This window comes from Streptomyces sp. URMC 126 (assembly GCF_051386555.1).
In the GTDB taxonomy this organism is placed as follows: Bacteria; Actinomycetota; Actinomycetes; order Streptomycetales; family Streptomycetaceae; genus Streptomyces.
Genome location: NZ_JBPQTX010000254.1, coordinates 1 through 10,350 on the forward strand (window position 1 = coordinate 1; position 10,350 = coordinate 10,350).

General features: G+C 72.3%; 9 protein-coding genes. 2 read left to right on the top strand and 7 right to left on the bottom strand.

Features of this window, described 5'->3' with window-relative positions:
* Positions 1-126: 126 nt before the first annotated feature.
* Positions 127-906, bottom strand: a complete 780-nt coding sequence (locus ACSNOK_RS25160) for a carbon-nitrogen family hydrolase (RefSeq protein WP_436783044.1) — start codon at positions 904-906, stop codon at positions 127-129.
* A gap of 139 nt (positions 907-1,045) precedes the next feature.
* On the opposite strand from ACSNOK_RS25160, the gene ACSNOK_RS25165 reads away from it, so the two are divergent.
* Positions 1,046-1,876 carry a maleylpyruvate isomerase family mycothiol-dependent enzyme gene (locus ACSNOK_RS25165; protein ID WP_436783045.1) on the top strand — a complete coding sequence of 277 codons (831 nt, stop codon included), beginning with the start codon at positions 1,046-1,048 and terminating at the stop codon, positions 1,874-1,876.
* 210 nt (positions 1,877-2,086) lie between these two features.
* Here the strand turns inward: ACSNOK_RS25165 and ACSNOK_RS25170 are convergent, their stop codons facing one another.
* From ACSNOK_RS25170 to pdhA, 6 genes are all read right to left on the bottom strand, one after another.
* Positions 2,087-3,388, bottom strand: a complete 1,302-nt coding sequence (locus ACSNOK_RS25170) for an MFS transporter (protein ID WP_436783046.1) — start codon at positions 3,386-3,388, stop codon at positions 2,087-2,089.
* Positions 3,385-4,134, bottom strand: coding sequence for a GntR family transcriptional regulator (locus ACSNOK_RS25175; protein WP_436783047.1), 750 nt, complete (start codon positions 4,132-4,134; stop codon positions 3,385-3,387). Before ACSNOK_RS25175 ends, ACSNOK_RS25170 begins: the two co-directional genes overlap by 4 nt.
* Before the next feature lie 234 nt (positions 4,135-4,368).
* Positions 4,369-5,199 (bottom strand): helix-turn-helix transcriptional regulator, encoded by an 831-nt coding sequence (locus ACSNOK_RS25180; protein WP_436783048.1) that lies wholly within the window; start codon positions 5,197-5,199, stop codon positions 4,369-4,371.
* A 393-nt stretch (positions 5,200-5,592) separates the two neighbouring features.
* On the bottom strand, positions 5,593-7,134 hold the full coding sequence (locus tag ACSNOK_RS25185) for a dihydrolipoamide acetyltransferase family protein (protein WP_436783049.1): 1,542 nt from the start codon (positions 7,132-7,134) through the stop codon (positions 5,593-5,595).
* Between the two features lie 21 nt (positions 7,135-7,155).
* Positions 7,156-8,136: an alpha-ketoacid dehydrogenase subunit beta gene (locus tag ACSNOK_RS25190; protein WP_436783050.1), complete on the bottom strand. Its 981-nt coding sequence runs from the start codon at positions 8,134-8,136 to the stop codon at positions 7,156-7,158.
* Positions 8,136-9,287 carry a pyruvate dehydrogenase (acetyl-transferring) E1 component subunit alpha gene (gene pdhA, locus ACSNOK_RS25195; protein ID WP_436783051.1) on the bottom strand — a complete coding sequence of 384 codons (1,152 nt, stop codon included), beginning with the start codon at positions 9,285-9,287 and terminating at the stop codon, positions 8,136-8,138. The genes ACSNOK_RS25190 and pdhA overlap by 1 nt, the downstream gene beginning before the upstream one ends.
* A 370-nt stretch (positions 9,288-9,657) precedes the next feature.
* Between pdhA and ACSNOK_RS25200 the strand changes: the two genes are divergently transcribed.
* Positions 9,658-10,317, top strand: a complete 660-nt coding sequence (locus ACSNOK_RS25200) for a response regulator (protein ID WP_436783052.1) — start codon at positions 9,658-9,660, stop codon at positions 10,315-10,317.
* The last annotated feature ends 33 nt before the right edge of the window (positions 10,318-10,350 follow it).

Genomic DNA, 10,350 nt, shown 5'->3' on the forward strand with positions numbered 1-10,350 from the left:
GACGCTACGGGGGACGGCTGGGGCGGGGTGTGCGGGTACTGGTCGTTCATGGCCTGAACGTACACGGTCAGCCTGGCGGGTAACCGGAATAAGCGGATCCGGTGCGGGAGTTGGTCCCCTGGCCCGCTACCGACCCAGCACTCGGTTGCGCAGCGCCGGGAACTCCTCGCGGGTGCGGGCCACCCGTTCCATGTCCAGGTCGGCGGTGAGCACCTGCTCCTCCCGGCCCGCCTCGGCCAGGACCTCTCCCCACGGGTCGACGACGATGCTGTGGCCCGCCTGCTCCACGCCCGCGTGCGTGCCGGCCGTGCCGCAGGCGAGGACGTACGCCTGGTCCTCGACGGCGCGGGCGCGGGCCAGGAGGGTCCAGTGGGCGCGGCGGCGCTCGGGCCAGCCGGCCGGGACGACGAGGGTCTGGGCGCCGGCGTCGACCAGGGACCGGAAGAGTTCCGGGAAGCGGAGGTCGTAGCAGGTGGCGAGGCCCAGGACGGTGTCCGGGAGGGGGGCGGTGACGACATCGCGGCCGGCGCTCAGCAGGACGGCCTCGCCCTGGTCGAAGCCGAAGAGGTGGATCTTGCGGTAGGTGCGGGCCAGGGTGCCGTCGGGGGCGAAGAGGAGCGAGGTGTTGAACAGGGCGCCGTCCGGGGCCCGTTCGACGATCGAGCCGGCGTGCAGCCAGGTCCCGGCGTCGCGCGCGGCGGCCGACATCGCCGCCGCTGTGGGGCCGTTCACCGGCTCGGCCTCGGCGGAGAAGGAGTCGAAAGCGAAGGCGCCCACGGTCCAGAGCTCGGGGAGGACCACCAGGTCGCGGCCGTGCTGGGCGCGGACGAGGCCGGCCGCGCGCTCCCGGCGGGCGTCCGTGGTCTCCGCCGGGTCCACGGCGAGCTGGATCAGCGAGACGCGCACACTACCACCGCTACCACCACTCTCGGCCCGGGAAACCTCTGCCGTGCTGCTCGTGCGCAGCGTAACTTAACTGCTGAGACCCAGACAGCACTTGCCCCGTACCCATGCCGCCGAACGCACGCACCGCACGAGGGATCACGTGACCGTCCACCCCAGCCTGCAGCCCGCCATCGACGCCTGGACCCATTCCATCGAAGCGATCAACGAGTTGGTGAAACCACTGGCCGAGGGTGACTGGAACCGGCCCACGGAGTGCCCGGGGTGGTCGGTCCGGGACGTCGTCTCGCATGTCATCGGGGTGGAGAGCGAAATGCTCGGGGAGCCACGGCCGATCCACACCCTGCCGCGCGACCTCTTCCACGTCACCGACGAGTTCTCGCGCTACGTGGAGGTCCAGGTCGACGTGCGGCGCTGTCACACGGCCCTGGAGATGACCTCCGAGCTGGAGTTGACGATCATCCGGCGGTCACGGCAGCTGCGCAACGAGACGCGGCCGCCGCACACCCCGGTGCGCTGGCCGCTGGGCAGCGGCCCGGAGCGGCCGCTCGAACAGCAGTTGCGGCTGCGGGCCTTCGACGTGTGGGTGCACGAGCAGGACCTCCGGCGGGCCCTGGGCGTGCCCGGCAACCTGGACGCGCCGGCCGCGCCGCTGGCCCGGGACATCCTGCTCGCCGGGCTGCCCAGGGTGGTGGCCAAGGACGCGGGGGCGCCGCCCGGCAGCGCGGTGGTCGTGGACGTCCACGGGCCGGTGGAGTTCCTGCGGACCGTCCGGGTCGACGCTGCGGGGCGGGGCACGCTCGACTCCAGTGTGTCGCTCGGCCCCGCGGTGACGCTCGCCATGGACTGGGAGACGTACCTCCGGCTCGCCTGCGGGCGGGTGCGGCCGGAGGCGGTGGCGGACCGGGTCGGGGTGGAGGGCGACCGGCGGCTGGCGGAAGCGATCCTGCGGGCGTTCGCGGTGACCCCTTAAGGGGTCCTGGGTGCCGTAGGGCCCCTGGGGTGCCTGGGTGCCGTAGGGCCCCCGGGTTCCCTGGGCCCCCCGTAGGACCCCGACGGCCCGTAGGACCCCTACGGCCCATAGGGCTCCCTAGGGCCCGCAGGACCCGTAGGTCCCTAGGTCCCCTAGGGGCTCCCTGAGGACGAGGGGAGTGGGGCAGGGGGTGGGACGCCCCACCCCGGATCACACCGGTACGTGCACCGTCTCCACCCGCGACGCCACCACCCGTTCCCGCTCCCGCCGCCGGGCCCGCTCGCGCAGCCGGAGGATCTGGGCCAGGCCCACCGCCTGGACGGCGAAGAGGGTGGCGAAGGCGGTCCGGTAGTCGTCGCCGGTCGCGTCGAGGATGACGCCGATGGCCAGCAGGGTGGTGATGGACGCGGTGAAGCCGCCCATGTTGACGATGCCGGACGCCGTGCCCTGCCGTTCCGGCGGGTTGGCGGGCCGGGCGAAGTCGAAGCCGATCATGGAGGCCGGGCCGCAGGCGCCGAGCACCGCGCAGAGGGTGATCAGCAGCCACATGGGGGCGTGCGGTCCGGGCCAGGCCAGGGTGACCGCCCACAGCAGCGCGGTCGCGCCGATCGTGCCGAGGACGAGCGGCAGCCGGGCGGCGTGGTGCCGGGCCACGATCTGGCCGTAGACCAGGCCGACGGCCATGTTCACCAGGACGACGAGGGTGAGCAGCCGGCCCGCGGTCCCCCGGTCCAGCCCCTCGGCCTCGACGAGGAACGGCATGCCCCAGAGCAGCAGGAAGACGATCGCCGGGAACTGGGTGGTGAAGTGCACCCACATGCCCAGCCGGGTGCCGGGCTCCCGCCAGGCGCGGGTGATCTGCTGCCGGACGTAGCCCGCGCCCGGACGCGGGGCGGGCGCCGGCGCGTACCCCTCCGGGTGGTCCCGGAGGAAGACCAGGAGCAGGACGAGGACGACGACGCCGGCCGCCGCGCTGCCGCCGAACGTCGTGGCCCAGCCGCGGGAGTGCAGCAGCGGGGCGAGGACGAGGGTCGAGACGAGGTTGCCCGCCATCCCGAACAGCGCCGCCACCTGGGCGACCATCGGCCCGTGCCGGGCGGGGAACCAGCGGGCGCCGAGCCGCAGGACGCTGATGAACGTCATCGCGTCGCCACAGCCGAGGAGGGCGCGGGCGGTCAGGGCCGTCCCGTAGGAGTGGGAGAGCGCGAAGCAGAGCTGCCCGGCGGTGAACAGGACCGTGCCGAGGGCGAGCACCTTCTTGGTGCCCATGCGGTCGACCAGCAGGCCGACGGGTATCTGCATGCCCGCGTAGACGAGCAGCTGGAGTATGGAGAACGTCGACAGGGCGGAGGCGTTGATGTGGAACCGCTCGGCCGCGTCGATGCCGGCCACGCCGAGGCTGGTACGGAAGACGATGGCTACGAAGTAGACGCCGACCCCGACGCCCCAGACCGCCGCCGCCCGCCGTCCGCCCGGTGGGTCACCGGGCAGGCCCGGACAGGGGGCGGTCATCGGTCGTTCCCCTGGGCGAGGGTGCGGACCCAGCTCACGTGCCGGTCGACGACGGCGATGGCCGCGGGCGCGTCCCCGGCCCGCAGGGCCTCCAGGATCTCGGCGTGCTCGGCGATGTTCTTGGCGATGCGGTCCGGGTGGGCGTGCATCGCGGCGACGCCCATCCGCAGCTGGCGGTCGCGCAGCTGGTCGTAGAGGCGGGACAGGATCTGGTTCCCGGCGCTGCGGACGATCTCCGCGTGGAAGGCGCGGTCGCTGACCGAGACGGCGGCCAGATCGCCGTCGGCGGCCTGCCGGCGCATGTCCGCGAGCAGTTCCTCCAACCGGGTGATGAGGGCCGGTGGCGCGGGCACGGCCTTGGCCGCCGCGTGCTTCTCCACCAGCAGCCGCGTCTCCACCACATCCGCGATCTCCTGGGCGGACACGGCCAGCACGAGCGCCCCCTTCTTCGGGTAGAGCTTGAGCAGACCCTCACCCTCCAGCCGCAGCAGCGCCTCGCGGACGGGTGTCCGGGAGACCCCTACGGCCTCCGCGAGCCCGCCCTCCGTGAGCAGCGTCCCCCCGGCGTACCGCCGGTGCAGGACGCCGTCCTTCACATGTGCGTAGACGCGGTCGGCCGCGGGCGGGCGGACGGCGGGCGCCTCGGCCCGCGCCGCCGTCTCGGCCCGCGCGGGCCTCGGGGTGTGCGGGGACTTCGGGGACCGCACTGAGGAAGACGTGAGGGACACGGAGGGGGTGGAGGGCATGCACACAGCATAGATACAAGACAGATGCCTTGATGAGGGGTTGTCCGCGATCCGGACGGGACGTGGTACGGACCGCGGCGGAGCCGGTCCGGCCGGATGAGGGTGGACGGCAGGGGGACGATGCGGGGGGACGACAGGAGGGATACGGCCGGACGCCGGTGGACGGCCGGGGGAGGCCGCCACCGCCTGGCCCACCCGCCGGACCGGACGGCGGGGCCGCGTCCGGGACCGTCCTCAGTCCGGCACCGGAGTGATGAAGACGAAGCGCAGGTCCGGACGCTGTATCGGCAGCAGCACATGGCTGGCCACCCGGATCTCGGCGTACCCGTGGTACGGCAGCCGGAGCCGGAAGACGTGCCCGTCGCGGTGCTCGACGACGTCGTGCTCCTCGGCCCAGATGCGGCGGCAGTCCGCGTCGGAGGCCAGGACCTCGCCGACCAGGGCGCGCAGTGCGGCGTCGCCCGGGTTGCTGTTGGCGGCGACGCGGAGCATGGCGAGGTAGGCCCGGGCGCAGTTGTCCTCCCAGTCCAGCATCTGCTCGCGGGCCTCGGGGTGGAGCAGGGCCCACCGCATGAGGTTGGCCCCCGGGCGGAGCACCCAGGGGAACCACTCGCCCATCAGGCGGTTGGAGGCGACGATGTTCCAGGCGTTGTCGGAGAGGTAGGCGGGGTACGTCGTCTGCTGGACGAGCAGGTCCCGGACGCCCTGGGGGAGTTCGCCGGGCGGGCAGGGGGAGCCGGGCGGACGCCGGCCGCAGACGGCGAGGAAGAGCGTCAGCGTCTCGGCCTCGCTAAGTCGCAGCGCGGCGGCGACCCGCAGCAGAAAGCTTTCGGAGAAGTCCTGGCGGCGGCCGGCCTCCAGGGCCCGGTACCAGCCCTCGCTCACTCCGGTGAGCCGGGCGACGTGCCGCTGCGACAGCAGGCGCCCCGGCCGGGGGTGGACGCCGCGCAGCTCGGGGACGGTCCGCGCGTCGATCCGGGCCCGCCAGGCCCGGAGCAGACGGCTGATGGATTCCCCGTCCCCCGTGGGGTCCTGGGCACCCCCGCCCGCACGCGCGCCCGTCAAAGGGGGCCTCCCGTTCCGACGCCCGTTCCGACACTGCAAGTGTCGGTCAATCTTAAGTAAATTGCCCTACACGGGCCATTCCACCCTGCGGTGGGAATGGCCCTAGGCCGCTCTGCCTGAACGGAGGGCCCGGACGCCGCCCGCTCCTCACTGGAGGGGGGTGAGGAGTAGGCGCGTCCGGGCCCTCCGTCATGTCCGGCGCGAGGCCGGGACCGTTCGCGAGACCGCGATCCGTTCGCGAGGCCGGGGCCCGTTCGCGAGACCGCAGTCCGTTAGCGGGGCCGGGGCCCGTTCGCGAGACCGCGGTCCGTTCACCGGACCACGGACCGTAGCGGGGTCCGGGCCCCGTTCACGCGGCCCCGGCCCCTCCGCGCAACGGAGTGCCGCCCGGCGTCAGCCCCAGGTCAGCAGCCGCTTCGGGTGCTCCAGGACGGCCGCGACGTCGGCCAGCACCCGCGAGCCGAGCTCCCCGTCCACCAGGCGGTGGTCGAAGGAGAGCGCCAGCGTGGTGACGTGGCGGGGCTTGACCTTGCCCTTGTGCACCCACGGCTGGAGCTTGATCGCGCCGAACGCCAGGATCGCCGCCTCGCCCGGGTTGAGGATGGGCGTCCCGGTGTCCACGCCGAACACCCCGACGTTGGTGATGGTGACCGTGCCGCCGGACATGTCCGCCGGGCTGGTCTTGCCCTCGCGCGCGGTGCTCACCAGGTCGGACAGGGCCCGCGACAGCTCGGGGAGCGTCTTGGCCTGCGCCTCCTTGATGTTGGGCACGATCAGCCCGCGCGGCGTCGCCGCGGCGATGCCCAGGTTCACGTAGTCCTTGCGGACGATCTCCTGGTTCTCCTCGTCCCAGGTGGCGTTGACGTCCGGGTTCCGCCGGATGGCCACCAGGAACGCCTTGGCCACCAGCAGCAGCGGGTTGACCCGCAGCCCGGCCATGTCGGGGTCGTCCTTCAGCCGCTGGACGAGCTTCATCGTGCGGGTGACGTCGACGGTGACGAACTCCGTGACGTGCGGCGCGGTGAAGGCGCTGGCCACCATGGCCTGCGCGGTGGCCTTCCGGACGCCCTTGACCGGGATCCTGGTCTCCCGCGCGGCCCACACCCCGGCGGAAGTCCCGGCCACCCCGGCGGGAGCCTCGGTCGGGGCCGCGGCGACGGCCGGCTCGGGTGCCGGCGGGGCGACGCTCGCCTGGTGGGCGGCGTGGACGTCCTCGCGGGTCACGATCCCGTCCGGGCCGCTCGGGCTGACGGACGCCAGGTCGATGCCGAGGTCCTTGGCCAGCTTGCGGACGGGCGGCTTGGCCAGCGGCCGGGCGCTGCCGGTGGCCGCGGGGGCACCGGTGACGGCAGGTGCGGCGGGTGCGGCGGGTGCGGCAGGGGCAACGGGGGCGGCAGGAGCCACCGGTGCCGCGGCGGCGGGCGCCGCGTGCCCGTTCAGCTCCGCCTGGACGGCCGCGCCGACCGTCGACGCCTCCGGGCGGGCCTTGCGCGGCCGCCGCTTGGTGGACGACGGCGCGGCGCCGTACCCCACCAGGACGGCCTGCCGGCCCTGCCCCTGGCCCTCGCCCTCCGGCGCGGCCACCGTCTCGGCGTGCGCGGCGGGCTCGGCCGGGGCGCCGGCGACCGTCGGGTCGACCCCGGCGGCCTGGCCGACGGGCCCGTCACCGGGCCGGGTGTCGACCGAGATGATCGCGGTGCCGACGTCGACCGTCACACCCTCCTCGAAGCGCAGCTCGTGCACCACGCCGTCGAAGGGGATGGGCAGTTCGACGGCTGCCTTGGCGGTCTCGACCTCGCAGACCACCTGGCCGTCGGAGACGGTGTCCCCCACCGCCACGTACCACTTGAGGATCTCGGCCTCGGTGAGGCCCTCGCCCACGTCGGGCATCTTGAACTCGCGGAAGCGCTGGTCGCTCGCTGTGCTCGCAGTCATCGTCACGACTCTCCTCAGCCCTCAGTACGCAAGCGCGCGGTCTACGGCGTCGAGCACCCGGTCCAGTCCGGGAAGGTACTCGTCCTCCAGCCGCGACGGGGGGTAGGGGGCGTGGTAGCCGCCGACCCGCAGGACAGGGGCCTCCAGGTGGTAGAAGCAGCGCTCGGTGATCCGGGCCGCGATCTCGGCGCCGGAGCCGAAGAAGACCGGGGCCTCGTGGACGACCACGAGCCGGCGGGTGCGCTCCACGGACGCCTGGACGGCGTCGAAATCGATCGGGGAGATCGACCGCAGGTCGAGCACCTCCAGGTTCTTGCCCTCCTCGGCGGCGGCCTGGGCCGCCTCCAGACAGGTCTTGACCATCGGACCGTAGGCGACGAGCGTCAGGTCCGTGCCCTGGCGCACCGTGCGGGCGGCGTGCAGCGGGCCCGGGATCGCCTCCGTGTCGACCTCGGAGCGGTCGTGGTAGCGGCGCTTGGGCTCGAAGTAGATCACCGGGTCGTCGCTCTGGATGGCCTGCTGGAGCATCCAGTACGCGTCGGACGCGTTCGACGGCGACACGATCTTCAGCCCGGCGACGTGCGCGAACAGCGACTCCGGGGACTCGCTGTGGTGCTCCACGGCCCCGATGGCCCCCCCGTAGGGGATCCGTACGACGACCGGCAGCTTGATCTTGCCGAGCGCGCGGGCGTGCATCTTGGCGAGCTGGGTGACGATCTGGTCGTACGCCGGGAAGACGAACCCGTCGAACTGGATCTCCACGACCGGCCGGTAGCCGCGCAGGGCCAGGCCGATGGCGGTGCCGACGATGCCGGACTCGGCGAGCGGGGTGTCGATCACCCGGTCCTCGCCGAAGTCCTTCTGGAGACCGTCGGTGACGCGGAAGACGCCGCCGAGCTTGCCGACGTCCTCGCCCATGACGAGGACCTTGGGGTCGTTCTCCAGGGCGGTGCGCAGGGAGGCGTTGATCGCCTTGACGATGGAGAGCTTCTCGGTGGCCATTACTTGCTCTCCTCGTCGGCGAACGAAGCCTGGTAGGCGATGAATTGTTCGCGTTCCTCGTCGACCAGCGCGTGGCCGTCCGCGTAGATGTTCTCGAAGATCGCCGTGTCGTCCGGGTCGGGCATGGTGCGCACGGTGTCGCGGACGCGCTTGGCCAGCGCGTCACTCTCGGCCTCCAGCGCGGCGAAGAACTCGTCGTCGGCGAGGCCCTCGCGCTCCAGGTGGCGGCGGAGGCGGAGGATCGGGTCCTTGGCCTCCCACAGCTCGCGCTCCTCGTCCCGCCGGTAGCGGGTGGGGTCGTCGGAGGTGGTGTGGGCGCCCATGCGGTAGGTGAACGCCTCGACGAAAGTGGGGCCCTGGCCGGTGCGGGCGCGCTCCAGCGCGGCCCGGGTGACGGCGAGGCAGGCCAGCACGTCGTTGCCGTCGACGCGGACACCGGGGAAGCCGTAGCCCTGGGCGCGGCGGTAGAGGGGCACGCGGGTCTGCTTCTCGGTGGGCTCGGAGATGGCCCACTGGTTGTTCTGGCAGAAGAAGACCACGGGGGCGTTGTAGACGGCGGCGAAGGTGAAGGCCTCGGCCACGTCGCCCTGGCTGGTGGCACCGTCGCCGAAGTAGGCGATGACGGCGGAGTCGGCGCCGTCCTTGGTGATGCCCATGGCGTAGCCGGTGGCGTGCAGCGCCTGGGAGCCGATGACGATCGTGTAGAGGTGGAAGTTGTTCTCGTTGGGGTCCCAGCCGCCGTTGTTGACGCCGCGGAACATGCCGAGGAGGTTGGTCGGATCCACGCCCCGGCACCAGGCGACACCGTGCTCGCGGTAGGTCGGGAAGACGTAGTCGTCGTCGCGCGTGGCACGGCCGGAGCCGATCTGGGCGGCCTCCTGGCCCAGCAGGGAGGCCCACAGGCCCAGTTCGCCCTGGCGCTGGAGGGTGGTCGCCTCGCCGTCGAAGCGGCGGGTCAGCACCATGTCGCGGTACAGGCCGCGCAGTTCCTCGGGCGTCACGTCGATGGCGTAGTCCGGGTGCTCGACCCGCTCGCCCTCGGGCGTCAGCAGCTGTACGAGCTCCGGCTCGGCCGCCCCGGCCGCCGGCTTCTTCGCTCCGGCGCGTTTGCCGCCCCGCGGCTTGCGCGCGGCGGTGCTGTCCACGGTCACGTGTGCTCCTCCGTCTGTCCGGCCCCCGGGGTCGCCGGTTGCCGTAGGGGGTCCCCCCGCCGTGGGGCTGGGGGGTGCTCGCCCGCTTCCCGACGGCACACGGGGTGGGTGTGCCGAGGCCGAACCGGGCGTGACAGGTGTCCCGCCGAATGGCCTGCAATATGCACGTTACCCAGTACTCCGCATTCCTGCGAAACCCTCTCTGACCTGCGATTTTGCTTGGATTTCCAAGTAAATCGAGAAAGGGCCGTCAATGCACTGGTCACAGCCTTGCGGGCCGTCCCCGCCGAGGCAGGGTTACCGCCGGAACGACGGCACGTTATCCCGGAGGACAAGAGCAGGGGAAGACTCGATGTGTGAGACTGACACTGTGCGCGAACAAGGAAAAATCACGGTATTTCTGCTCGACGACCACGAAGTCGTGCGGCGCGGCGTTCACGAGATGCTCTCCACGGAGGCGGATGTCGAGGTCGTCGGAGAGGCCGGTACCGCCGCGGACGCACTGGTGCGCATTCCCGCCACCCGGCCCGACGTCGCCGTTCTGGACGTTCGGCTTCCGGATGGCAGCGGAGTCGAAGTATGCCGTGAGATCCGTTCGCTCGATCCCGCGATCAAGTGCCTGATGCTGACCTCGTTCGCGGACGACGAGGCGCTTTTCGACGCGATCATGGCCGGGGCCTCGGGATATGTACTGAAGGCGATTCGCGGCAATGAGCTGCTGTCCGCCGTCCGGGACGTGGCGGCCGGGAAGTCCCTGCTCGACCCGGTGGCGACCGCCCGGGTGCTGGAACGGCTGCGTGACGGCAAGAGCCCGCGCGGCGACGACCGGCTGGCCTCGCTGACGGAACAGGAACGGCGGATCCTGGATCTGATCGGGGAGGGGCTGACCAATCGCGTGATCGGCGAACGGCTGCACCTGGCGGAGAAGACCATCAAGAATTACGTCTCCAGCCTGCTCTCCAAGCTGGGCATGGAACGGCGTTCGCAGGCCGCCGCCTACGTCGCGCGTCTGCAGGCGCAGAAGCACTGAGGGGAGGGCGGGGCTTCGGCCTGTCTCTTATAC